The organism is Aliidiomarina iranensis (genome assembly GCF_003987135.1).
Lineage (GTDB): Bacteria > Pseudomonadota > Gammaproteobacteria > Enterobacterales > Alteromonadaceae > Aliidiomarina > Aliidiomarina iranensis.
Genome location: NZ_PIPJ01000001.1, coordinates 506783 through 531443, shown reverse-complemented (window position 1 = coordinate 531443; position 24661 = coordinate 506783). Strand labels below are relative to the sequence as shown.

At 47.4% G+C, this 24661-nt stretch carries 24 protein-coding genes and 1 other RNA gene; 8 read left to right on the top strand and 17 right to left on the bottom strand.

The window, feature by feature from the left end:
- Positions 1–6: 6 nt before the first annotated feature.
- The 7 genes from mraY to mraZ are packed head-to-tail and all read right to left on the bottom strand — an operon-like array spanning position 7 to position 7485.
- Positions 7–1092 (bottom strand): phospho-N-acetylmuramoyl-pentapeptide-transferase, encoded by a 1086-nt coding sequence (mraY, locus tag CWE08_RS02420; RefSeq protein ID WP_126765245.1) that lies wholly within the window; start codon positions 1090–1092, stop codon positions 7–9.
- A complete protein-coding gene (locus CWE08_RS02415) occupies positions 1086–2561 on the bottom strand; it encodes a UDP-N-acetylmuramoyl-tripeptide--D-alanyl-D-alanine ligase (protein WP_126765244.1) in 1476 nt (491 codons plus the stop codon). The genes mraY and CWE08_RS02415 overlap by 7 nt, the downstream gene beginning before the upstream one ends.
- A complete protein-coding gene (gene murE / locus CWE08_RS02410) occupies positions 2558–4015 on the bottom strand; it encodes a UDP-N-acetylmuramoyl-L-alanyl-D-glutamate--2,6-diaminopimelate ligase (protein ID WP_126765242.1) in 1458 nt (485 codons plus the stop codon). Before murE ends, CWE08_RS02415 begins: the two co-directional genes overlap by 4 nt.
- Positions 4012–5745: a penicillin-binding transpeptidase domain-containing protein gene (locus tag CWE08_RS02405; protein WP_126765240.1), complete on the bottom strand. Its 1734-nt coding sequence runs from the start codon at positions 5743–5745 to the stop codon at positions 4012–4014. The genes murE and CWE08_RS02405 overlap by 4 nt, the downstream gene beginning before the upstream one ends.
- Positions 5736–6071, bottom strand: coding sequence for a cell division protein FtsL (gene ftsL / locus CWE08_RS02400; protein ID WP_126765238.1), 336 nt, complete (start codon positions 6069–6071; stop codon positions 5736–5738). The genes CWE08_RS02405 and ftsL overlap by 10 nt, the downstream gene beginning before the upstream one ends.
- Positions 6068–7027 (bottom strand): 16S rRNA (cytosine(1402)-N(4))-methyltransferase RsmH, encoded by a 960-nt coding sequence (gene rsmH, locus CWE08_RS02395; protein WP_198677032.1) that lies wholly within the window; start codon positions 7025–7027, stop codon positions 6068–6070. Before rsmH ends, ftsL begins: the two co-directional genes overlap by 4 nt.
- Entirely contained in the window at positions 7027–7485 is a 459-nt protein-coding gene (gene mraZ, locus CWE08_RS02390) for a division/cell wall cluster transcriptional repressor MraZ (RefSeq protein WP_126765234.1), read from the bottom strand. Before mraZ ends, rsmH begins: the two co-directional genes overlap by 1 nt.
- Positions 7486–7678: 193 nt before the next feature.
- On the opposite strand from mraZ, the gene CWE08_RS02385 reads away from it, so the two are divergent.
- Complete coding sequence (locus CWE08_RS02385) at positions 7679–9832, top strand: putative bifunctional diguanylate cyclase/phosphodiesterase (protein ID WP_126765232.1); 2154 nt, start codon at positions 7679–7681, stop codon at positions 9830–9832.
- A 79-nt stretch (positions 9833–9911) separates the two neighbouring features.
- On the opposite strand, the gene rnpB is transcribed toward CWE08_RS02385, so the two are convergent.
- Positions 9912–10282, bottom strand: an RNA gene (gene rnpB, locus CWE08_RS02380) — RNase P RNA component class A.
- Positions 10283–10422: 140 nt separating this feature from the next.
- On the bottom strand, positions 10423–11247 hold the full coding sequence (gene rsmI, locus CWE08_RS02375) for a 16S rRNA (cytidine(1402)-2'-O)-methyltransferase (RefSeq protein WP_126765231.1): 825 nt from the start codon (positions 11245–11247) through the stop codon (positions 10423–10425).
- 37 nt (positions 11248–11284) lie between these two features.
- Between rsmI and CWE08_RS02370 the strand changes: the two genes are divergently transcribed.
- Genes CWE08_RS02370 through CWE08_RS02355 form a run of 4 tightly spaced genes read left to right on the top strand, consistent with a single transcriptional unit; the run spans position 11285 to position 14681 of the window.
- Positions 11285–13219 (top strand): penicillin-binding protein activator, encoded by a 1935-nt coding sequence (locus CWE08_RS02370; RefSeq protein WP_126765229.1) that lies wholly within the window; start codon positions 11285–11287, stop codon positions 13217–13219.
- Entirely contained in the window at positions 13194–13544 is a 351-nt protein-coding gene (locus CWE08_RS02365) for a YraN family protein (RefSeq protein ID WP_157981214.1), read from the top strand. The genes CWE08_RS02370 and CWE08_RS02365 overlap by 26 nt, the downstream gene beginning before the upstream one ends.
- A 2-nt stretch (positions 13545–13546) precedes the next feature.
- Complete coding sequence (locus CWE08_RS02360) at positions 13547–14110, top strand: D-sedoheptulose-7-phosphate isomerase (RefSeq protein WP_126765225.1); 564 nt, start codon at positions 13547–13549, stop codon at positions 14108–14110.
- A 4-nt stretch (positions 14111–14114) separates the two neighbouring features.
- Positions 14115–14681, top strand: a complete 567-nt coding sequence (locus tag CWE08_RS02355; protein WP_198677031.1) for a BON domain-containing protein — start codon at positions 14115–14117, stop codon at positions 14679–14681.
- A 73-nt stretch (positions 14682–14754) separates the two neighbouring features.
- Here CWE08_RS02355 and CWE08_RS02350 read toward each other — a convergent pair whose 3' ends face one another.
- From CWE08_RS02350 to zapE, 8 genes are all read right to left on the bottom strand, one after another.
- Positions 14755–15204 carry a ClpXP protease specificity-enhancing factor gene (locus CWE08_RS02350; RefSeq protein ID WP_126765221.1) on the bottom strand — a complete coding sequence of 150 codons (450 nt, stop codon included), beginning with the start codon at positions 15202–15204 and terminating at the stop codon, positions 14755–14757.
- Positions 15205–15394: 190 nt separating this feature from the next.
- Positions 15395–16030: a stringent starvation protein SspA gene (sspA, locus tag CWE08_RS02345; protein WP_126765219.1), complete on the bottom strand. Its 636-nt coding sequence runs from the start codon at positions 16028–16030 to the stop codon at positions 15395–15397.
- A gap of 88 nt (positions 16031–16118) precedes the next feature.
- A complete protein-coding gene (locus CWE08_RS02340; RefSeq protein ID WP_126765545.1) occupies positions 16119–16853 on the bottom strand; it encodes a cytochrome c1 in 735 nt (244 codons plus the stop codon).
- Positions 16853–18112 carry a cytochrome b gene (locus CWE08_RS02335; protein ID WP_126765217.1) on the bottom strand — a complete coding sequence of 420 codons (1260 nt, stop codon included), beginning with the start codon at positions 18110–18112 and terminating at the stop codon, positions 16853–16855. Before CWE08_RS02335 ends, CWE08_RS02340 begins: the two co-directional genes overlap by 1 nt.
- The gene (gene petA / locus CWE08_RS02330) at positions 18112–18699 is read right to left on the bottom strand and encodes a ubiquinol-cytochrome c reductase iron-sulfur subunit (protein ID WP_126765215.1); all 588 of its coding nucleotides are present in this window, start codon (positions 18697–18699) and stop codon (positions 18112–18114) included. Before petA ends, CWE08_RS02335 begins: the two co-directional genes overlap by 1 nt.
- 293 nt (positions 18700–18992) lie before the next feature.
- Positions 18993–19385, bottom strand: coding sequence for a 30S ribosomal protein S9 (rpsI, locus tag CWE08_RS02325; RefSeq protein ID WP_126765213.1), 393 nt, complete (start codon positions 19383–19385; stop codon positions 18993–18995).
- A gap of 13 nt (positions 19386–19398) precedes the next feature.
- The gene (gene rplM, locus CWE08_RS02320; RefSeq protein ID WP_126765211.1) at positions 19399–19827 is read right to left on the bottom strand and encodes a 50S ribosomal protein L13; all 429 of its coding nucleotides are present in this window, start codon (positions 19825–19827) and stop codon (positions 19399–19401) included.
- A gap of 171 nt (positions 19828–19998) precedes the next feature.
- Positions 19999–21126 (bottom strand): cell division protein ZapE, encoded by a 1128-nt coding sequence (gene zapE, locus CWE08_RS02315; protein ID WP_126765209.1) that lies wholly within the window; start codon positions 21124–21126, stop codon positions 19999–20001.
- A 74-nt stretch (positions 21127–21200) separates the two neighbouring features.
- Between zapE and CWE08_RS02310 the strand changes: the two genes are divergently transcribed.
- The 3 genes from CWE08_RS02310 to CWE08_RS02295 all read left to right on the top strand — a co-directional run bounded on the left by CWE08_RS02310 (position 21201) and on the right by CWE08_RS02295 (position 24633).
- Positions 21201–21644 (top strand): Z-ring associated ZapG family protein, encoded by a 444-nt coding sequence (locus CWE08_RS02310; protein WP_126765207.1) that lies wholly within the window; start codon positions 21201–21203, stop codon positions 21642–21644.
- Between the two features lie 335 nt (positions 21645–21979).
- Positions 21980–23410, top strand: coding sequence for a DegQ family serine endoprotease (locus tag CWE08_RS02305; protein WP_126765205.1), 1431 nt, complete (start codon positions 21980–21982; stop codon positions 23408–23410).
- Between the two features lie 149 nt (positions 23411–23559).
- Positions 23560–24633 (top strand): trypsin-like peptidase domain-containing protein, encoded by a 1074-nt coding sequence (locus tag CWE08_RS02295; RefSeq protein WP_126765203.1) that lies wholly within the window; start codon positions 23560–23562, stop codon positions 24631–24633.
- Positions 24634–24661: the final 28 nt, after the last annotated feature.

Below are 24661 nucleotides of genomic sequence, written 5' to 3'. Positions count from 1 at the left end.
CAACCCTTAACGCAGTTTTAATGTGGCTAAACCAATTAGCACTAGAATCAACGAGAGTATCCAAAACCGCACGATTACCCGGGGCTCTGGCCAACCTTTCAGTTCATAATGATGATGAATCGGTGCCATGCGAAAAATACGTTTTCCACGCATTTTAAAAGAGCCTACCTGCAGCAGCACCGACATCGTTTCCATAACAAACACGCCGCCCATAATGAACAGCACTAATTCTTGCCGTACCAAAATGGCGATAACACCAAGCACCGCGCCCAAGGCCAAAGAGCCCACATCGCCCATAAATACTTGTGCTGGATAGGTGTTAAACCATAAAAACCCAAGCCCTGCACCTACGATTGCCGCACAAACCACCGTAAGTTCAGCCGCTTCAGGGATATAAGGAATCTGTAAGTAGCTCGAAAAATTCACATTCCCGGTTACATAGGCAAAAACCCCTAAAGCACCCGCCACCATGACCGTAGGCATAATCGCTAAGCCATCGAGGCCATCAGTGAGGTTTACTGCGTTACTGGTGCCTACAATCACAAAATATGCGAGTAAAATATAAAGCGCCCCCAGCTGTGGCATCACATCCTTCACAAATGGAATGAGCAATTGCGTTTCTACCGGTTGCTTTGCGCTCCAGAACAAATACACGGCCACTGTGGCTGCTAATACCGATTGCCAAAAGTATTTCCAGCGCGCAATAAGCCCATTTGGGTCTTTGCGAATCACCTTACGATAATCATCCACCAAGCCAATCAAACCGAAGCCGGTAAGGGTTAATAAAGTTACCCACACATACCGATTGCTTAAATCAGCCCACAACAAACCCGCAACCAGGATACTGAACAAAATCATCAAGCCGCCCATCGTTGGCGTACCTGATTTGCTCAAATGGCTTTGTGGGCCATCATCGCGAACAGTTTGGCCAATTTGCAGCACCTGTAATTTCCGAATCAGCCACGGCCCCATCCACAAAGAAAGGAACAATGCCGTGAGTATGCCCATAATGGTTCGCATCGTGAGATAAGAAAAAACGTTAAAGCCCGTGGCTACATTTGCTTGTAGATATTCTGCCAACCAAACTAACATGCGGCTTGTCCTCGCGAGTGGATTTGTACATCTTCAGTTAAAAGAGATTCCACAATGCGTTCCATACGCGAGCTACGTGATCCTTTCACCAGTATGGTGATCTCCGGCGTTTGCTGAATCATTTCCAGCAGTGCCGTGGTTAAACTTTCAACGCTATCAAAATGTTGGCCGCCATGGCCGTTAAAAATTTCACTGGCGCTTTGGCTTAACACCCCAAGGGTGAATAAACCATCGATACCGGCGGTTATCGCATGAGCGCCCACTTCTTCGTGATAAGCGCGCGCTTGGGTGCCAAGTTCACCCATATCGCCAAATACAAAAATGCGTTTGCCTGGCAAGCTGGCTAACACATCAATCGCCGCTTTGGCCGACCCAACATTGGCATTGTAAGTATCGTCGATAACTCGCAGCCCTGCTCGTGGCGTATGCACATTCATGCGCCCCGGTACGGCTACCATTGCGCTAAACCCAGTAATGATCTCGTTGAGTGGCACGCCTAGCGCGTGGCAAATGGCTACCGCGGCTAATGCATTCTTCACATTGTGTTTGCCTGGCAGCGTTAGTTTCACACTCGCTGTAGCCTCGGGTTTTGCTGCCTTTTCTGCTCCGGTATTGCGCACATGTAATTGGAATTGGGCGCAGCCATCGTTATCGAGTTGAATATCAGAAGCCGCAATATCGGCTGTTGCTGCCGATAACCCAAAGGTTAAGTGCTGGGCATCAGCGAGATCACGTTGCCAGTGCTCATGAAAATCAGAATCAGCATTGGTGATGGCGATGCCCTCGGGTGATAACCCTCGAAAAATTTCACTTTTCGCTTTCGCTACGCCACACACATCGCCAAAGCCCTCAACATGAGCTGGTGCAATGTTGTTGATTAGGGCCACATCTGGTTTCACTAAATCAGTAGTGTAGGCAATTTCACCGCGATGATTAGCACCTAATTCAAATACGCCATAGGTATGCTCATCGGTAAGCGCCAATAAAGTTAATGGCACGCCAATATCGTTATTAAAGTTCCCCTTAGTGGCTAAAACCTTACCCGACACGCTAGGCGCTTGCACTAAAATAGCGGCAACCATTTCTTTCACCGTGGTTTTCCCACTGCTTCCCGTTATGGCCACACTCTTCGGTGCCACTTCAGCCTTAACAGCGGCAGCTAATTGACCAAGCGCAGCGTGCGTATCAGCCACCAAAATCTGTGGCACATCGCAATCTAATGGCCGTGAACAAATAATGGCGATAGCACCGGCGGCAGCTACGCCATCGGCATAATCGTGAGCATCATGATTTGGGCCTTTGAGTGCGATAAACAAATCACCAGGTTGCACCTGCCGGCTATCAATCACTACATTTCCCGTTACTACATGCTTTGCCACGCAAGAGCTCGGTAGCAAGGCTTCGCCACTGCCGCCCTGTAACTGACCTTGAGTTTTTTCTGCAACCCATGCGAGTGATACTGGAATCATTGGCCACCCCCAAGTATTTCCGCAACCCAAGCTCGCTCATCATAATCCTGCACTTTAGTACCAATGATTTGATAGGTTTCGTGGCCTTTACCTGCACACACTACAACATCGTTTTGCTGCGCTTTCGCAATTGTTTGCCGCACCGCTTCAGCTCTGCCGGGGAGCGCTGTGTACACAGAACCACTGGGCATGCCGCTAATGATATCCTGAATAATGGCTTCAGGCGCTTCAGTGCGGGGGTTATCATCGGTTACAACGGCATGATCTGCTAAGCGTGCGGCCACTTCACCCATTTGTGGCCGTTTGCCACGATCGCGATCACCGCCACAACCAAACACGCACCAAAGTGTGCCGCTGCAATGACGGCGAGCAGCTACCAACACTTGTTCAAGGGCATCAGGAGTATGTGCGTAATCAACGAGCACTAAGGGTTTGCCCTCAGCGCTAAATGTTTCCATACGGCCCGCAACCGATTGCAATTGTGGAACAAGCGCGGCGGCAAACGTTAAACTGAAACCACTGGTTAAAGGGCTTAACAAAGCGGCTAACAAATTCGCCACATTAAAATCACCCAACAATGGGCTGAGCACAGATATTTGTTGATCTTGCCAGTGAAGAACCATGCTAGTTCCGGCATGGGTATATTGGATTTCGCTGGCCACCAGGGTATTTTTTTGGCCGATTTTTTGCCGATTCAGGCTATACCAATAATCATCAGCAGTGCCCCAAGCCGCAACAACGCCATCATCGGCATTTAGAATTCTTACTCGTGCGGGGAAATCACTGAAGAGCCGCGCTTTTGCCGCAATATATTCAGCCATACTGCCGTGATAATCGAGATGATCGCGGGTTAAATTGGTAGCAATTAAGGTATCAAAATGCAGCGCCTCTACCCGCCCTTGCACCAAGGCATGGGAAGATACTTCCATGGCTGCGTTTTTCGCACCCTCAGCAGCAAAGCTAGCAAGCCGTTGCTGCACTGTTACCGCATCAGGTGTTGTGTTGGTTTCTGGCAATAAGTTCGGCAACACGCCACTACCGAGGGTTCCAAGTACCGCAGCGCTTGGCTCAAGCTGTTGCCATAGTTGCGCTACTAAATGGCTTACTGTGGTTTTACCGTTAGTGCCAGTAACCCCAATTAAACGTAATTGGGAATCTGGTTGCTGAAAGAAACGCCCGGCAATATGAGAAATTTCACTGGCTAAATTGGGAATGCCGATTAGTGGCACACCATCGAGCTCACCGCGAGTCCATTCATCCATATCGGCAAGCACTACACTTGCGCCAGCAGCGATGGCCGAATCAATATATTCGCGGCCATCGGTTGCGGCCCCTGGAACGGCGATAAAAGCATCACCACTCGCAATTTTCCGGCTATCAAGTTTCAACCCAGAAATCGTTAATTCCGGCAGCGGCATAGGGCAATCAGGGATTAATCGAGAAAGCGTAATCATTGGCGCCCTCCAAATCCGGCAACTCGCAGTTCACGTCCACTTAAATTATCCGGTGCCACATTTAAAATGCGCATGGTTTCTTCTGCGATTGCGGAAAAAACCGGTGCGGCCACGGTACCACCGTGGTAGCTATCACCAGCTGGCTCATTAATCATCACGGCAATCGCCACTCGTGGTCGGCTTGCTGGCAATACACCAGCGAACAAACCAACATATTCATCACCATAACCACCCGCTACCGCTTTGCGAGTTGTACCCGTTTTTCCTGCCACACGATAGCCCGATACGCGAGCGCGATTACCGGTACCATCTTCTGCTACCACCGCTTCCATGAGTTCTAACACTTGGCGCGAGATTTCGCGGCTGAATACTTGCCGCCCGGGATGAGGTTCATCGAGTTTCAAAATCGATAGAGGTTGCCGATTGCCACCATTGCCTAAAATTGCATACATCTGGGCGAGCTGCAGTGTAGTTACACTGAGGCCATAACCGTAGGATAAAGCGGCCACTTCAAAATCCGACCAACGGTTACGGTGTTGAAACATGCCCATACTCTCTCCCAACATGTTAATACCGGTATCAGAACCAAAACCCGCCATGCTGTACAAATCCAAGAAATCTTCAAGTTCTAAATCAAGTGCTAAACGCGAAGTACCTACGTTACTTGAATGGGCCAACACGCCGGCCAAATCTAACTCGCCATAATTACGCGCATCTTGAACCCGGCGGCCACCCACGCGCATCCAACCTGGGCTGGTGTTTAAAGTGCTATCAATGTTCACCGTTCCAGCAGCAAGAGCACCCAGAATAACCAAGGGCTTCACCGTTGAGCCGGGCTCGAAACTATCAGTGATTGCCCGGTTTCGCATTTGGTGTGCTTCTACGTTTGTGCGATTGTTCGGATTGTACGAAGGGTTATTCACCATCGCGAGTACTTCACCGGTTTGCACATCAACCACCACCACAGAACCGGAACTGGCCTGATGAAAACGAACCGCCTTCGCCAATTCTCGGTAAGCAATCGATTGAATGCGCTGATCAATGCTCAAGGTTAAATTTTGTGGTTGTTCTGAGGCGGTGATCTCTAACTCTTCAATTAACCGGCCCTGGCCATCTTTGCGATAACGGCGCTGACCGGGCGTGCCGGTAAGTAGTTCGTTATAAACCGATTCCACACCATCTAAGCCTTCCGCATCGATATTAGTAATGCCCACAACTTGCGCGCTTATTTCGCCGCCCGGATAAAAGCGCCGTGATTCTTCTTTCAAACCAACTCCTGGAATACGTAGATCGCGGATGTAATTTGCAACCGCAGGGGTGATCATGCGCTCAAGATACACAAATCGACGTTCAGGATTTTCAACTTTACTTAATAATTGCTCTGGCGTGGTATTCAACACATCCGCCATCGCCTGCCAGCGCCGAGTATCGGTATAGCCACCGCGATCATGTACTACTTTCGGGTCAGCCCAAATCGTGTGCACCGGCACACTCACGGCGAGCTCAACACCGTTTCTATCGGTGATATTGCCGCGTTGTACCCGATCATGCGCCACACGAATTGACCGCAAATCACCTTCGTAACGCAGCCGATCTGGCTCAATAACTTGAATGTAAGCCGCTCGCGCCACCAAGGATACAAAGCCTAAGCAAATGCATACCAGCAAAAACATAAAACGCCCAGGCAATGGCTCAGGCCGAAGTATTTTTTCATTGCGTTTTACCGCCATGGTACTAATACCTCCTGTTCGTCGGTGGGGCGTTGCATACCAAGTTCCCGTTGCGCCAATGATTCAATGCGATTGTGAGAACTCAATGTGGTTTGCTCGATTACCAAATGCCGATATTCAACATCAATGGCATCGCGGTGTTTCAGTAATTCTTCGCGTTCTGCGATAAGCTCACGGTTTAAATGGGTTAAATACACGGTTAACAAAGCACTACCTAAAGCAATTAATACCCACACCAATAGGCCACGATACTGCTTGATATCCGCAAGGATAATCTGCAGTAAAGCTTGGTGGGCATCAAAGCGCTTTAAATCGAGCTTTTTCATCTACCGGCCTCATCTCCTGTTGCTAAACGTTCAGCAATACGCAACACACTGCTGCGGGCGCGCGGGTTCAAATGCAATTCAGCTTGGCTAGGTTTTATCGCTTTACCAATTGGCAACAAGGTTCGGTTATCTTCAATTTGATCCTCCATGAGCGGTAAACCTGCAGGTACTTGTGCGCGCCGGCTTTGCTCGCGAATAAATTGTTTCGCAATCCTATCTTCTAAGCTGTGGAAACTAATTACCGCAAGGCGACCACCCGGCATTAAAGCATCAAGCGCCGCTACCAAGGCTTCGCGCACCTCGTCAAGTTCGCGATTCACATGAATCCGAATCGCTTGAAATACTCGTGTAGCCGGATGCTTATGTTTTTCTCGGCTCGGGTTCACCTTGGCAATTAGGTTGGCCAATTCCGAGGTGCGGGAAAATTGATGATCCTCTCGGTACGCAATAATCGCCCGAGCAATACGAGCAGCGTATTTTTCTTCACCATAGGTTCGGAACACATAACAAAGCTCATCCATATCCGCATGGGAGAGCCACTCTGCTGCGGATTCACCCGTGCTTGGGTCCATGCGCATATCCAAGGGCCCATCACGCATAAAACTAAATCCTCGACCGGCATCGTCTAACTGTGGGGAAGAAACGCCTAAATCGAATAAAATTCCGGCCACGCGGCCGTTTAATTGCTGCGCTGCAATGATGTCAGCGAGTTTAGAGAAAGGAGTGTGGAAAAACTGAAAACGTGGGTCGTTGGAAAGCGCTTCAGCTGCCTCAGCCGCGGTGGGGTCGCGATCAAAAGCAATGAGTTTGCCTGCTGGCCCGAGTTCTTTCAGGATAGCACGGCTGTGCCCGCCACGGCCAAAGGTCGCGTCGATGTATATCTGGTCCGGTTGGATCGCTAACGCTGTAATCGACTCGGTTAGCAACACCGGTACGTGAAGCGGTGTCTGCGTCATTATAATGAGAAATCTTGTAGTCGATCAGTTAATGTAAAATCACCTGCCTGTTCAGCTGCTATATCTTCAGCAACTTGCTGTTGCCATACCGCTTCATCCCAAATCTCAAACTTATTTAACTGACCAACAAGCATCAATTTTTTCGTTAGATTTGCGAATTGCCGCAAGGGTGGCGCAATCAGGAGGCGACCATTTTTATCCATATCGCAATCTTCTGCGTAGCCGAGCAATAAACGTTGCAAACGGCGCTCTACTGGATTCATTGAGGAAAGGCTTGCGAGTTTTTGTTCAATCACTTGCCATTCGGGGAGCGGGTATAGCAAAAGGCATGGTTGCTTGTTATCAACAGTGCAAACCATTTTACCTTCGCAATCTAACGACAACAGGTTACGATACCGCGCGGGTATCGCAAGGCGACCTTTGTCATCAAGATTTATACTAGTAGCTCCACGAAACATAGTTTTATAGCGGGATCACAGAATGATCCACTTCTCTCCACTTTTCCCCACAATGATACAGTCTAGGTGTCACTCTGATCACCTGTCAAGGAAAAATGCGTTAAGTTTTCTACAATATTGCTTTACAGTTTTACTTGCGCATTTCATTACTTTCGTTAACTATTTGTTTAATAATTAAACGAGGAGTAAAAACGTGCGCGCTAAGCTGTGGATTACAGGGATCGGCCTTGTGGTGTTTTTATGTAGCCAATTAGTGGTGGCTCGCATAATTCACTCCGATCGCGAAGGTTTAGTGGAAACAAATCGTTATGTTGGCTTGGAGCAATTATCCACAGTGCGAGCACGCCTCGAGGGCCTGTTACAAGCGAACCTTATTGCCATTCGGCAATTGAGAACAGAGCTCACGCTAAATCCTGTCATTGATGAACAGCGTTTTCGTAGAATCGCATCTAGCTTACTCTCACCGGAATTACACATCCGCCATTTAGCCTTAGGCAAGAACTATCGCATTGTGCTTATTTACCCGCTCGAAGGAAACGAGAATGCCATTGGTTTTGATTACCGCAGTGATCCCGAACAACTTAGCTCATTTTTAACCGCGGTGAGCAGTGGCGAAATAACTTTGAATGGCCCGGTTCAGCTTACTCAAGGTGGCACAGCTTTAATCGCTCGGGTGCCGGTGGCGTATAAAGAGGGTGAGCCACCGATGATTATTTCCCAAGTTATCGATCATGAGCGGCTTTTTCGCGATGCAGGCTTGGTTCAACATCCCTTTTTAAACATTAGCTTACGGGGAATCGATGGTTCGGGCATAAACGGTGCTATTATTTTGGGCGATAGCAGTGTTTGGCAAGGCGAGCCCATCACTCAGGAAGTTCATTTGCCTACTGGTTCATGGGCGCTGGCGGCGGCTCCAATTAATGGTTCTTGGATTCCTGAAAACTATCCTTACGCACTTCTGTGGTTAATAGGCACCTTCGTGTCTTGCTTGCTCGCCGTTTTAACCAGCTTAGTGTTGTTTAATCAGCATCGGCTGCGCGATGCTTTTCGTTTGATTACTCGCCAAGCTCGTTTTGATACCCTCACCGAATTACCAAACCGGCATTATTTTCAAGAACAACTATCCGGCTATTTGGATAGCTGTGAGCGGCGCCGAGAAAAATGTGCTTTGTTATTTATAGATCTTGATCATTTCAAGGAAGTAAACGACGCTCTTGGCCATGCGGCAGGTGATGCTCTCTTAGTCACTATTGCTAATCGCTTGCGCACTTCGCTACGCAAAGACGATATCGTTGCCCGTTTGGGCGGTGATGAGTTTGTGGTGGTGATGAAGAATATAACTGAAGCCATGCATGCACAAATTCAGGCACAAAAATTGCTGCAACACATTCATGAACCAGTAACTTTGGGTGAACAAGATGTGATCATTAATTCATCTATCGGTATTGCCATTTATCCGAGCGATGGCGAAACCGTGGATGAACTCCTGAAATCAGCTGATTTAGCCATGTATAACGCGAAGAATACTGGCCGTGGCACTACCTCATTTTTTAACGCAGAGTTACGGGAACAGGCAAGTTCTCATGTTGAGCTCCACCATGCCATTATGCTTGGCCTGAAAAACGATGAGTTTTTTATCGAGTACCAACCTGTGGTGAATTCGAAAGATGGCTCTTTGCATAGTGTGGAAGCCTTAGTTCGTTGGCAACACCCACAACATGGCTTAATGCCCCCCAAAGCATTTATTCCCATCGCCGAAAAAAGTGGGGCTATCCGCGAGTTGGGAAATTTTGTATTGAACCAAACTTGCCTAGATATCCCCAAGTTTCGCAAAGCCAAAATTAAAGGGCGCGTAGCGGTGAACTTTTCATCGCATCAGTTTTATGATCGTATGGCGGTAGATGCTTGGTTTGCTATTTTGGAAAAACACGATATTAAACCGGAGAACTTTACCTTCGAAATCACCGAATCCATGCTGTTACCAGATCGCGAACGCCAACGTGATTTACTTTTAAGTATTCACCACAAGGGGATCCACTTAGCCATTGATGATTTCGGAACGGGCTACTCGTCTACCAGTTACCTGCAGCATTTCCCCGTATCTATGCTGAAAATTGATAAAAGCTTTGTCGATCGGGTACCCGAGGATAAGCACCAAACCGCGTTGTTAACGGCTTTAATTCACATGGCGCGGGCACTAGAAATTGATGTCGTTGCTGAGGGCGTGGAGCAAATTACGCAAGTAGAGTTTTTGAATAAGCATTGTGCTGATTTAATTCAGGGCTTTTATTTTGCTCGGCCGATGCCTATTGCGGCAATAATTGAACGCTATGGTGAACAAAATTAAGCGTTGAGCCAGAACTAGATCAGGAAAAAATAAATGCCGCAGGCGCTTAACGCGCTGCGGCATCGCAAAAGCAAGAATAAATTGGAGTCAGCCGTTAAGCCGGGTTTTGTCGTGGACAATCATTCGTCTAGGGCTATGGTCGCCCATAGCCTCAAGCAACCTACCCGGATCCGAGGCGGGCCGCCCCAAGAATCCCTATTTGGTCTTGCTCCGAGTGGAGTTTACCCAGCCACGAACTGTTACCAGCCGCGCGGTGCGCTCTTACCGCACCCTTTCACCCTTACCTGATCCCAAGCTTTCTTGCGAAAACTAAGGCCATCGGCGGTTTGCTCTCTGCTGCACTTGTCGTCGGCTCACGCCGCCCAGGCGTTACCTGGCACCCTGCCCTATGGAGCCCGGACTTTCCTCCCCTTGCGCTAAACGCAAGCGGCGATTGCCTTGGCTGACTCCGAGCGGGAGTATACCCCAGCCTTTTTACTGGGGAAAGCATTATCCGGCCACTTCGGGTTTGCTTGGAAGTGCAAATAAAATAATCGAAAACAACCGAAGATAGATGGGCATCGATATACCCCCTAACAACAGTTTAATTTCTAAATTATGTGTTTGTATAAATCGTTCGCTCGCAAATTATAATGGCTAGCTACTAACTTTGCCGCTTTCTTCGGCGGCACTTCGCTTTTCAATAAATTGAGGAGTTGCAGCGCTTCTGCCGGGATATTGTGTTCATTGGCAGGCGCACCGGCAATCATCAGCACCATTTCGCCCCGTTGTTGGTTAGTATCGGCGGCCACTTTTTCTTGCACTTCAGTTACTGTGCCAGTTAAGTAGGTTTCAAATTGTTTCGTTATTTCGCGGCCAATAACAACATACCGTTCCGGGCCTAAGGCTTCAGATACGGCGGCGAGTGTATCGAGTATTCGGCGCGGGGCTTCATAAAACACCAGGGTAGCAGTTTCATCTTCCAGCGCTTGCAGCGCAGTTAATCGAGCTTGTTGCTTGGGTGACAAGAAACCGCAAAATAAGAACCTATCGGTAGGCAGCCCTGAAGCCGATAACGCAGTAATGGCTGCACATGCCCCTGGCAATGCCACTACGGGAACACCAGCGTTGCGGCAGGCATTCACTAACGGGTAACCGGGATCGCTTATCAGCGGGGTTCCTGCATCGCTAATCAGGGCAATACTCTGGCCCTCTTGAATTCGCTGGATTATAGCCTCGGATTTTTGCCGTTCGTTATGCTCGTGCACCGCCCATAATGTGCTCTCGATACCGAAGTGGTTCAACAACACACCACTATGCCGCGTGTCCTCAGCGGCAATAACATCAACACTGCGAAGAACCTCGAGCGCGCGTAACGTGATATCATTGAGGTTGCCAATTGGTGTTGGCACGATATATAAGGTTCCGGTTTTCATTTTTCGCTCTCTTTACGCAGTTGTAGGTTAGCGATATTTGTTTCACCGCGATTGGCAGTTTATAGTAGAGCATCGCTCGTTAGATGAGATGGTTATTGTGCCAAATAAGTTAGCCCGTTGCATATTTGTTTTCGCCGTTAGTGCTCTTGCGCTGGCGGGTTGTAGTTCAGCGCCCGAGCCGGTGAGCGAAGGTGAGCCTACACCTGAAATAGCACGCCCAGATACTCCGGAAACAACCGCTGAAATGCTAATGGCAGATGCCAGAAAAGCGGCACCAGGGTATCAACAGCAAGAAGCCTTGCTTGCCGCTGCCACACAATTGCTTGATGAAGGTAGCACGGAAAAGGCAGGGGTTGTTCTTAGCGTTATTAATATTCAGCAAGTTCGCCCTGAAGCAGCTAATCGGTTGTTACTGCAAAAGGCGCGCTTTGCTGCCGAACTAGAGAACTGGCAACGAGTACTCGAATTAACCGCTGAGCTGGATGGTAAGTTCAATCAACGCCTACTACGAACACAACTTTATACCCTGCGTTTTCAAGCGTTTCAGAACAACGAAGAATGGTTAGATGCCGCGCAGCAACTCATACTCCTTAGCCGTTATAGCGATAACGTTGAAGCGTCGGAAATTTGGCAGTTGCTCACGCAAGTGCCCGCAGAATATTGGCGGCAATCACGTTACCAGAGCGATGAACTAGTGCGTGGTTGGTTTAGCCTTATTGAGCAACTCACCCTCGCATTAGATAGCAACCGCCCTCTTGATAGTGCCTTGCAGGCTTGGCAACGCACTTATCCGGCGCATCCAGCCGAAGATATTGTAACCGAGATGCTAAGCGTAGATGTTTTAACCGAGCGGCCAACTCGTATCGCGGTACTTCTTCCCCTAACCGGGCCAATGGCGGATTTAGGGATGTCAGTTCGCAATGGCGTGCTGGGGGCTCTTAGTGCAGATCGTGATGAAGTTGTAAGTTTTCATGATACCGCCACATTGAATCCTGAGGCGCTGCAAGCTGAATTGCTAGCGGCGAATGTTGATTTTGTAATTGGCCCCTTAGATCGCGCTGCGATTGAAGCTTTCCTGCCTTACTCTGAAGGCCCTTGGAGCCAGTTATGGTTAAACCAACCACCGGCAGAGGTTTCTGAACGCTTGAATCATGCTTTTTTCGCCTTGGATTCTGAATCAGAGGCAGAAAGTGCTGTTCGCTGGTTAGCTGATAAAGGGCATAAAAATATTATTTTATTGGGCCCCGATACACAACGAGGGCGCGGTACCGCTGCTCGGCTAGAAAACTGGTGGCAAGATCAGCACGGGCCGCTCAGTATTCGCGCAAATTTTTATGCATCTAGCAATGATATGGCCGATGCCGTGCAAGAAGCACTCAATGTAACGTCGAGCCAAAACAGAATTGATGCAATAGAGAGTGCTTTAGTTAACGATCGTAGTTTGCGTTCAACCCGTGGCGAGGCTCCCGAACTCTACTTCGAGGTGCGCAGCCGGCAAGATGTTGATGCCATTTATTTATTAGGTGATGCCAACCAAGTGCGCCTGCTTAAACCTTTCATTGATGTAAACTTGAGCGCCTTTGGCAACCGCATTCCGGTATACGCAAGTAGCGCAATACACCAAGAGCAACGTAGTTTGGGTGAGAATGACCTCGATTCGGTGTTTTTCTCTGATGCGCCATGGGTATTGCGAGATGATTTAGAAAGCAACCTCAAGCAACAATTGAGCAATGCTATGTTGCCATGGACACTCAATCGTCAGCGTTTAGTTGCCATGGGCTTTGATGCGTTTGCAATGGCGCCAAAATTTGCCATTATGCTGCGTTACCCTGGGTATCAATATCCGGGCTTAACTGGGCAATTACGTATTTCTAATCAAATTGTTGAACGCGAGTTAGATTGGGCTAGGTTTGATGAACACGAAATCAAACTGGAAGTGCAAAGCTATGTCAACTCGCGAGGTGGGAACTAACTACGAAGTATTGGCTGAACAATACTTAAAGGAGCGGGGCTTACTGCCGCTAGCTCGAAATCAGCGCGTTCATCACGCGGAAATTGATTTAATTCTCAAAGATGGTCAATATTTAGTTTTTGTTGAAGTAAAATATCGCCGCAATCAGCATTTTGCCAAAGTATTAGAACAGCTCCGTGTATCGCAGTTAGAGCGAATCAAGTATGCAGCGAGGGCTTGGATGGCGAGCGAAAAGCTGATTGAGCATCGAACTTATTGCCGCTTTGATTTGATAATAATCACCGGCGAGCCCTTTCATATTGAATGGTTTAAGGACGCATTTTAAGTATGCAAGATACCATAAAGGCCTATTTTAACGAGAGCATACAGATTCAAGTGGCAGCCTCGGATACCCTTACTGCTTCGATTCAACATGCCACTGATTTAATGGTTTCATCGTTACTTGAAGGCCGCCGTGTTTTTTCCTGTGGTGATGGCAAAAGCAGCTTTATTGCCGAGCATTTTACTGATCTGTTGTTGCAAGGTAGCCAGCTTGAACGCCCGCCTTTTCCGGCAATTACCTTAAATGGCAATTCTACGCATATCAGTAAAGATGCATGTTTAGCGCGGCAACTTAGCGCTTTAGGTTCGGCGGGTGATTTGTTGATAGCCTTTGTTAGTGAACAACAATCGGAGCGTGTGCACCAAGCTATGGAAGCGGCGCTTTCGCGAGAAATGACAATCATTGCGATTATTGGCGATGATGCGCAAGAAATTACCAGTTTGTTGGGGCCTGCTGATATTGAGGTGCGGATTCCAACTACCAGTGCGCTACGTATTGTTGAACAGCAACTATTTCTTAGCCAACTACTCTGTGATTTAATTGAGCAACGTATTTTCCATGGGGGGTAACACCGTGTTTCAGAAGTGGTTCCTTTTAATCATTTTGCTGGTTCCATTCTTACAAGGTTGTGCTGCTGCAGTAGTGGGCGCAACGGTAGGCGGTACTGCGGTTGTTTTGGATAACCGGGAAGTAAATCAACAAATCGATGACACTGGCCTGCGTTTGCGAGCCTCATCGGCCTTTCGGGAAAGTAATGCGTTCGATGATCAACGTGTTAAGTTTGTTGTATACAACGGCGATATACTGCTTTATGGGCAAGCAGCGAACGAAGATATCGCTCGCCAAGCCGAGCGACAAGCGCGTGATATAGAGGGCGTGGTAAGGGTATATAATCAAATTCGTATTGATGATGTGGCGAACTTAGTGGCCCGGGCCGACGACACTTGGATTACCACTCGAGTTAAAGCCTTGCTGTTACGGGATCAAGAATACGATATTTCAGGTATTAAAGTGATCACTGAAAATAATGAAGTGTTTTTACTGGGTATTGTTGATCGTGAAAGTGCCGATAGAGCAATTGATATTGCTCGAAATGTCCGTGGTGTAAACAAGGTTATCGACGTTCTTACCATTCGCTAAGCTAACTTGCGGTCACTCAACGTGAAATAAGTTAACTTACTCCGCCTTAAGGGTAAACCTTAAGGCCGAGCCTCTACTTTACTACGGTGAGTTTTGGGCCTTTTTTGGGTTTTTCTGTTGTTTCTGGTGCTTCAGAATTGATATCCGTATCTGTTGTTTCTACCGGCACTAAACCCTCTGAACCGCCATCTTTATCAGCAGCTGCAATATACGCATCTTCTGGCTCAAAAATTGTGCCAGCACCATTCTCGCGTGCATAAATGGCTAACAACGCACCCATGGGCAGAATGATTCTTTGATCTTGCCCATTAAAACGAGTGCGAAAGCTTACTTCCTCGTTCGCCATAAGCATGTTCTGCACCGCGCCTGGAGCAACATTTAGTACAATTTGGCCATCTTGAACAAACTGCTGAGGCACTTCTACTCGCGGATATTCTGCATCCACCACAAGGTGTGGTGTTAAATCATTTTCAACTAACCACTCATAAAGAGCGCGCAAAATATAAGGTCGTTTAGGTGTCATAGTTAGATTGCCATACTCTTCATTGAATAAATGGAATCAATTATCCGGTAAAGGCTGCAAGCCAAAAATCGGAAGAAAATATACTTGTAGCCGCTACCGGTTAATTAGTTTGCGATTTTAGCTAACAGGCAAAAAGCACTACTTACCGTGAATTTTGCCCGTTAGCCCACACTATTTCTCACTAATAGAATTAACTACGGCCGATTTCGCGTTCATCTTCTGTAAGCGAATCACGGAAAGATTCCCGATCAAAAACACGTAGCATGTAAGATTTTACTTCTTTTGCGCCTGTGCCTGCTAATTCAATACCATACACGGGCAAACGCCATAACAGCGGAGCCAAATAGCAATCTACTAGCGTGAACTCTTCACTCATGAAATACGGCATTTCCGAGAATACCGGTGCAAGCGCTAACAAACTCTCTTTCAATTCTTGGCGAGCTGCTTCGGCTTCTTTTTTGCTGCCCGTTAAAATAGTATCGGCAAGCGCATACCAATCGCGCTCGATGCGGTACATCATCAAACGGCTAGTGCCACGAGCAACAGGATAAACTGGCATTAATGGCGGATGTGGAAATCGCTCATCAAGGTATTCCATGATGATTTGTGCTTTGTACAACACCAACTCACGATCAACTAAGGTGGGCACGTTATCGGCGTATGGGTTTAACTGCAACAGATCTTCCGGTTGATTGTCCTGTTCTACATATGCAATTTCTACCGTTACACCTTTTTCAGCCAACACGATACGTGTTTGATGGCTGAACAAATCATCTTTCCCTGAATAAAGGGTCATTACTGAACGCTTATTGGCAGCAACAGCCATAAGATTCTCCACTCTCTGAAAACAGCAAAGGGGGCGAAATTTCGCCCCCGAAAATATAACTTATCTTTCAAATACCTAGCGAGGATAATTACTTAACGTCGCGCCAGTATTCTTTCTTCAGCATGATACTAAGGATAAGAAGAACCAGTAAGAAACCAATTACAAACATACCCATGCGCTGACGTTCTAAAATCATTGGTTCACCGGTGTAAACAAGGAAGTTAGTAAGATCGAGCATCGCCTGATCAAACTCTTCTTCGCTCATAGAGCCTGTGCCATCTGATTTGATACCCACGTAAACTTCTTTCATTTCACCGTCGACCATACGACGTTCCCAAGTTTTCCGCGGAACACCTTGAAGTTCTTGTAATACGTGCGGCATACCCACGTTTTCAAATACTTCGTTGTTCACGCCGAATGGGCGGCTTTCATCAACATAGAAACTACGGAAATAGGTGTATAGCCAATCAGCACCACGTACTCGCGCAACCATGGTTAGGTCTGGTGGTGTTAAACCAAACCAATCCGCCGAGGCTTCTTCATCGATCGCTGAAAATTTATGAGAACCTACACCATCACCAGTGAACTGAAGAAATTCTTCACCTAGATCTAGAGGAATATCCAAATCTTCAAAGGTACGCTGATAGCGCTGATATTCCATGCTATGGCAACCAAGGCAATAGTTCATGAATATCTGCGCACCGCTTTGTAATGAAGCTTTATCCTTCAGATCAATATCCGCCTTATCTAGCGGTCCTGAATACCCTGCTGCAATAGCTGCAGCAGGTATTAGTAAGGCAAGAGCCATTAGAAATCGCTTCATCATTTCGTTAACCTCTCAGGCAGTGGCTTAATCTTCTCATTCTTACTATACAAGAACAGGAATATGAAGAACCCGAAGTACAACGCTGTAAAGATTCGAGCCATTAGCGTGTATAAATCAGTTGCCGGCATCACACCCAAGTAACCTAAGATAATGAAGCTGATTACAAACTGAGCTAAGTTCAACTTATGTAGCTTACTGCGGTAACGAATTGAACGTGCTTTCGCTCTATCTAACCACGGCAACAACGCCAACATAACGATAGCTAAGAACATGGCGATTACACCGCCAAGCTTATCTGGTATGGCGCGCAAAATTGCGTAGAAAGGCGTGAAGTACCAAACCGGTGCAATGTGATCCGGTGTTTTCATTGGATCTGCAGCTGTGAAGTTTGGTGGCTCTAGGAAAAACCCGCCCATCGTTGGTGCATAGAAAATCACCAAAGAACATAGAATCAAGAAGCCAACCAAACCAACGATATCTTTCACTGTGTAATACGGGTGGAACGGAATAGCATCCACAATATCGTACTTATCAGTGTAGCGTGGGTGGAACTTATATTTAGCCTGTTCTTCTGGTTTCACAGTACCTTTTGGCTTTTTGATATCTACGCCATCAGGGTTGTTAGAGCCCACTTCGTGTAACGCGATTAAGTGCAAGAACACCAAAATCACAATCACTAACGGAAGCGCAATCACGTGTAACGCGAAGAAACGGTTCAGCGTGGCACCGGAGATAACATAATCACCCCGAATCCAGGTTGTAAGATCTTCACCCACAATAGGAATGGCACTGAACAATGAAATGATTACCTGCGCACCCCAGTAAGACATTTGCCCCCAAGGTAGTAGATAACCCATAAAGGCTTCAGCCATCAACACTAGGAAGATGAGCATACCGAAGATCCACAGTAACTCCCGTGGTTTCTGATACGAGCCGTACATCATGCCGCGGAACATGTGCAGATACACCACAACAAAGAACGCTGAGGCACCGGTGGAGTGCATGTAACGCAACAACCAACCGAATTCAACATCACGCATGATGTATTCTACGGAAGCAAACGCCCCTTCCGCACTTGGTGTGTAGCTCATAGTTAACCAGATACCGGTAACGATTTGGTTCACTAACACCACAATCGCTAACGAACCCATTAGATACCAAAAGTTAAAGTTTTTCGGCGCTGGGTATTCAGTAATGTGCAACTTCATGGTGTTGCTAAAGGGAATGCGTTTATCAATCCAGTTTAATAAGGACATTAGGCTGCTCCCTCTTCTTCACCGATTAGAATCGTTGCATCGTCAACGAAGTAATGCGGTGGAATCATTAGGTTAGTTGGTGCGGGAACACCTTGATATACGCGGCCAGCAATATCGAAACGAGAACCGTGACAAGGGCAGAAGAAGCCCGCATCAACACCTTCCATCGAACCGAAATCGCGGGTAATAAACTGCGGTGAGCAGCCTAAATGCGTACATATACCTACGGCCACGAACCATTCAGGGTCAATCGACCGATGTTGGTTCTTCGCATATTCAGGTTGTTGTGGCTGTTCGGAACCTGGGTCACGTAGATTGTCTTCCACTAGGGATAAACTATCTATCATGGCTTGAGTACGGCGAATAACCCACACAGGGCTTCCTCGCCATTCAGATCGAACCAACTGACCCGGCTCAATTTTATCTATCTTCATTTCTACCGGAGCACCCGCTATGCGGGCTTTTGCGCTCGGATTCCATGAAGCTATAAAAGGCACGGCAGCACCAACAACTCCTGCACCACCCACTACCGAAGTAGCAACGGTCAGAAACCGACGGCGGCCTTTATCTACAGGCGCATTGCTCATCCATCTCTCTCCAATTTGGACGCTGTGCGAAATTACGCAGCTAATTTAACTCAATGCTCGCACGAAAAAAAATCTGTCCAATCATAATGAAAATTCACTCTATTTACAAGGTAAACGGTTGATCAAATCGGATAGATCTGCGGTTTATTTTTCGTTCGAGGAGCTTAATTTTGATTCTTGTGAAATGCAGTAAAAATGAGGCTTAGCAGAGGTAAGTTTATATAATATTTAGTGCAGTTGAAATAAAAAAAGCCCGGACTGAGCCGGGCTTTTGTAGGTCTGCCAATTCCAACTTAACGTTTGGAGAATTGTGGACGCTTACGCGCTTTATGTAGACCCACTTTCTTACGCTCAACTTTACGCGCGTCACGAGTAACATAACCCGCTTTACGTAAATCGCCGCGCAAGGCTTCATCGTATTGCATCAACGCACGAGTAATACCGTGGCGAATTGCACCTGCTTGGCCAGTAGTACCACCACCAGTAACAGTGATGTACAAATCAAACTTCTCAGTTACTTCAAGAAGTTCTAAAGGCTGACGCACTACCATGCGAGCAGTTTCACGACCGAAATATTCTTCGAGCGTACGATTATTGATTTTGATGTCACCGCCGCCAGCACGCATAAATACGCGAGCTGTAGAGCTTTTGCGACGACCTGTACCGTAGTATTGATTATCTGCCATAATATGCTCCGTATTAAATCTCTAAAGTTTTAGGCTGCTGAGCTACATGTGCATGCTCAGGACCCGCAAACACTTTAAGCTTACGGAACATGGCACGACCCAAAGGACCACGCGGCAACATGCCTTTTACGGCTGCTTCGATGATCATTTCTGGCTTCTTCGCCTGTAGCTTTTCAAAGCTGATAGACTTCAGACCACCAGGATATCCGCTGTGCGAATGATACATTTTATCTTTCGCTTTGTTACCTGTTACGGTAATTTTTTCAGCGTTGATGATTACGATGTAATCGCCAGTATCCACGTGTGGAGTATATTCAGGTTTGTGCTTACCGCGCAAACGAGTTGCTACTTCAGTGGCCAAACGACCAAGAGTTTTTCCGTCTGCATCAACTACGAACCAGTCGCGCTTTACAGTTTCTGCTTTTGCTACAAATGTTTTCATGAGTTATCTATTACCCAAATTCATGAGTTTACCTGCGGCTCTCCGGGCTTCCCCGCGAAATGCCAATAATGTTTCACCCCGCTTTAAACCGGGGGAGGTAACGTGGGCGGCGGGTATTATATACACGGACGTAGTTAAACGCAACGGCGATCATGCTTAGATCCGATTAAATTATGGTAAGTGTTCAAGGCCCAAATAAGCATGGGATTGCATTTCTTGTAAACGGCTCAAACAGCGGCGAAACTCGAAGTTCAAAGTGCCACCAGAATAGAGATCCTGCATGGGTACCGCCGCCGATATAATCAGCTTTACTTTGTGCTCGTAAAACTCATCTACCAAAGCAATAAAACGGCGTACGGCATCGTCTTTTTCACGCCCGAGTTGTGGCACGTTACTTACTAAAATCGCGTGGTATAAACGTGCTAACTCAATGTAATCGTTCTGGCTACGCGGCCCTTCGCATAGCTCTTTAAAATCAAAGAACGCAACATCATCGGCTTCACAACGCACTAATAGGTTACGCCCGTTAATTTCAATATGCTCATCACACCGGTGTGCCTGATGCTCTGGGGCAAGTTGATAGAAGTAACGTACGAGATTGTCGTCGGCCGCTTCATCAAGGGGAGAATGATAAATTTCGGCTTGGGTAAGAGTGCGTAAGCGATAATCTACGCCACCATCAACATTCACTACTTCGCAATGTTGATTCAATAGCTTAATGGCAGGTAGAAAGCGAGCCCGTTGCAAGCCATTTTTATACAAATCATCGGGTACGATATTCGAAGTTGCCACCAGAACAACACCTTCCGCAAACAAGGCTTCGAGTAACGTGCCGAGAATCATTGCATCGGTGATATCTTGAACAAAAAATTCATCGAAACAAATTACCCGCGCCTCAGCAGCGAATTTAGCCGCAATAATTGGTAACGGATCAGATTTGCCTTTTAATGCCTTCAGTTCTGTGTGCACACGATGCATAAATCGATGGAAATGCACGCGCCACTTGCGCTCAAAGGGCAGCGCATTATAAAAAGTATCAACTAAATAAGTTTTCCCGCGGCCTACTCCACCCCAGAAATACAGCCCTTTTATCGGTGCTTTTGATTTCTTAAGTAAAGTTCGGGAGAGTTTTTTTAAGCCTTTCGCTGGTTTATGCTCGATAAGATCTTCATATAAACGTTGAAGATGCCGCACAGCCTCCTCTTGCGCAGGATCATGGTGAAAATCTGCGCGGGCTAAATCACGTTCATATGCTGCTAAAGGAGTTTTTACGTTTTCAACCACAAATTTGCCTGACATCTGACGACTGTTGGAATGATTACATGATACCATCATGCTATATATAATATGTAGCCCAAATCGAGGAACAAGATATGGATTGGTTAATTGGGATTTTGCTGCTAATTGCAGGTGCTATCATTGGTTTCTTTTTAGCGCGTCTTTATTTAGCGAAAACCGGCGATGCCGCCGAACTGAAAATGCAAATTGAAAATTCTCAGCAGCAGTTTGAAGCCTACCGCAAAGATGTGGTAGAGCAACTCGCTTCGGCCCGCCAATTGGCCTCGGAAGTAACGGATATTCAACACCGCTTGAACCTATTTTTGCAAGATAGCCAACATTTGCTCGAGCAAGATAAAGATTGGCAGCAGCCGCTCCTATTCTCAGAAGAAACAATTCGCTCCATTCGCAAAGCCAATACCCTAAATCGGGATCGCCGGGATGATAGCGAGCTTGCTGACGAGACACCGCCACGTGATTATTCGGAACCAGGTAGTGGTTTGTTTACTCCTGTGCCGAAAGCCATGAAGGAAGATTAGCGGCTTTACCAGCAAACCCCATGGAGTGTGCACTACTTAAAGCGCCATGGAGGCATCGGTTAAACAGCATTGGTTAAACAACATTAGTTAGCCGCACTAATGAGTTAGAGCTGAAACGCATAAATACTTTAATAACGGTTGCAGCGCACAAACACTTTTCCTCGCTCTTTAATTCATCAATTAAATACGCAAACAGAGCGTTTCAACGCTCTGTTTGCGTATTTCACCCCTTGAAATCTTTTCCCGCCGAACTTATTTCCGATTTTGATGGTCAGTAGTTTATACCTTCAATGGTTTATACCCTGAACAATAGATGTTTATTCGGAGTAATATTGATGAGAAAAGTAACGTCGTTTATTACCACTGTTGTGATCACCAGTGCGCTCATAGCAACAACTGCATTGCAACCATTGCAAAGCGCCCACGCCGCTCAAGCACCGCAGGTAACTCAAGCAGCCCAGGCAAACGGCCAAGCCTATGCCAACTTTCCGGCCGCCCATACCAATGAGCGCGGTGTACCTACCCTCGCGCCCATGCTCGAGGAAGTAACCCCAGCGGTTGTGAATATCTCCGTGCAAGGGAAACGCGTTACGCGCCAGCGTTTGCCTGAGGCATTCAGGTTCTTTTTTGGACCTAATTCCCCTCGTGAAGAAGTGCGTGAGCAACCCTTTCAAGGTTTGGGATCAGGTGTGATTATTAATGCCGAAGAGGGCTTTGTAGTCACTAACGCTCACGTAATCGATGACGCTACCGAAATTACGGTAACGCTGCGCGATGGCCGACAATTTGATGCCACAGTATTAGGCCGTGATGAGGAATCGGATATTGCGCTACTAGAATTGAAAAATCCAGAAAATCTTGTGGCTATCGAAATCGGCAATTCTGATCAGTTGCGGGTGGGCGATTTTGTAGTAGCTATCGGCAATCCATTTGGCCTCGGCCAAACCGTTACTTCTGGAATTGTTTCTGCGCTAGGCCGCAGCGGCCTGGGCGTTGATCGCTTAGAAAACTTTATTCAAACAGATGCCGCGATTAATAGTGGTAACTCCGGTGGTGCCTTAGTTGATTTAGAAGGCAACTTAATTGGAATTAATACGGCTATTCTCGGCCCAACCGGCGGTAACATTGGAATTGGTTTCGCCATTCCCGCGAACATGATGAACAACTTAGTTGAACAAATTGTGGAGTTTGGGGAAGTACGCCGCGGTGTGTTAGGTGTTCGCGGTGGTAACCTCACCCAAGAATTAGCCGAAGCTTTAGAAATCAACCGCGCACAAGGCGCTTGGGTAAGCGAAGTGATTGATGATAGCGCGGCTCAACGTGCAGGAATTGAGGCGGGTGACGTTATTTTGGAACTCAACGGAACACCGGTTTACTCCTTCGCTGAGTTAGCAGCGAAAGTGGGAACCATTGGTGCAGGGCGTACTATCGAGCTTACCTTGCTGCGCGAAGGCGAAGAGCTGAAGGTTACCGTTGAGCTAGATCGCCAAGAGAGCCAACAAATTACTGCAGATTTGTTGCACCCAGCCTTACGGGGTGCCGAACTCAGCACTGTGGAGCGCGAAGGCGTTGTAGTAACCACGGTTGAAAGCAACTCACCTGCTGAACGCATTGGCTTGCGCGAGGACGATGTGATCATTGCCGTAAACCGGCAAGCAGTGAGCACAACCCGCGAGTTACAAAATATGATTGAGAATGCCCAAGGCGTAGTAGCCTTGAATTTACGCCGAGGCAACTCGCAACTATACCTCGTATTACCAAACTAAAGCCCTTCTATTATCAGCTGGCCTCTATCAGAGGCCAGCCTTTCCTGCTATATTTAGTGTTATATTTCACCAATATGCGATTTACTATGCCGCCGAACTCGCTTCCGCTAGGCCATTGATAATTTGCGATATAACACCTGTAGGCTCTCATGACGGCAAAGCAGCGCCCTAAAAGCACACTAAGCGATATGTTCACGCAATACTTTTTAAAACCCGCGCTTTTAGGCGTGGTTGTTGCTTTTATTGTGCTATGGGTGCTCACTCGTGAACCAAGTTCACAACAACAACCCCCGCTAAACAGCAGCGAATTGGTAAGCTTCTCCAGCGCCTTTCAAAAAGCCGCACCAGCAGTAGTTAATATCTACACCGCCCAATCAGTTCGCGATGGCCGCCTGCGCAGCCAACCAGCTACCGCTATGCGCCTAGGCTCAGGCATTATTGTAGATTCGGGAGGCTATATCTTAACCGCTTTGCATGTTGTGCAAAATGTAGATCAAATCGAAGTTGCGCTGCAAGATGGCCGCCTATTTGGCGCCCAATTAGTAGGGAGCGATGAGCTCACTGATTTAGCGGTGCTGCGCATCGATGCAAGTAACTTACCTATCATTACCGTAAATCAAGAATACAACCCTCGCGCGGGCGATGTTGTACTTGCAATTGGCAATCCTTACAACTTAGGCCAAACCGTAACCCAAGGTATTATTTCCGCTACGGGCCGCATTAGCTTGGGCAGCCCTTATGCTGAGTTTATTCAAATTGATGCAGCGATAAACGAAGGTAATTCGGGTGGCGCCGTGGTAAACACGCGGGGGGAGCTAGTAGGCATTGCGAGCGCTTCGTATCAATCGGAATTTAGCAGCCGCGGTTCGCAAGGTATTTATTTTGCGCTTGCTTACCCACTGGCACAACGCATCATGCGCCAGCTTATCGATGAGGGCACGGTAACACGCGGGTTTCTTGGTATAACTGCCGGACAATATTACAGTGATGATATTGGCGCACGCGGCTTACAGGTTGATGAGGTTGTTGAGCAAGGGCCAGCATATCGAGCTGGCTTACGTGTAGGTGATTTGATTTATGAAATCAGCGGCCGCGCGGTAACGTCGGTGAACCAAGGCTTAGATCTTGTTGCCGAAGCGGCGCCAGGTACCGAGTTAGAAATCAAATTCTATCGCGGTAACCGGCAAATGTCGGTTGTTGTTACCATAGAGCAACTGCAATAAGCCCTAGTAGCAACAACCACCAAACTGC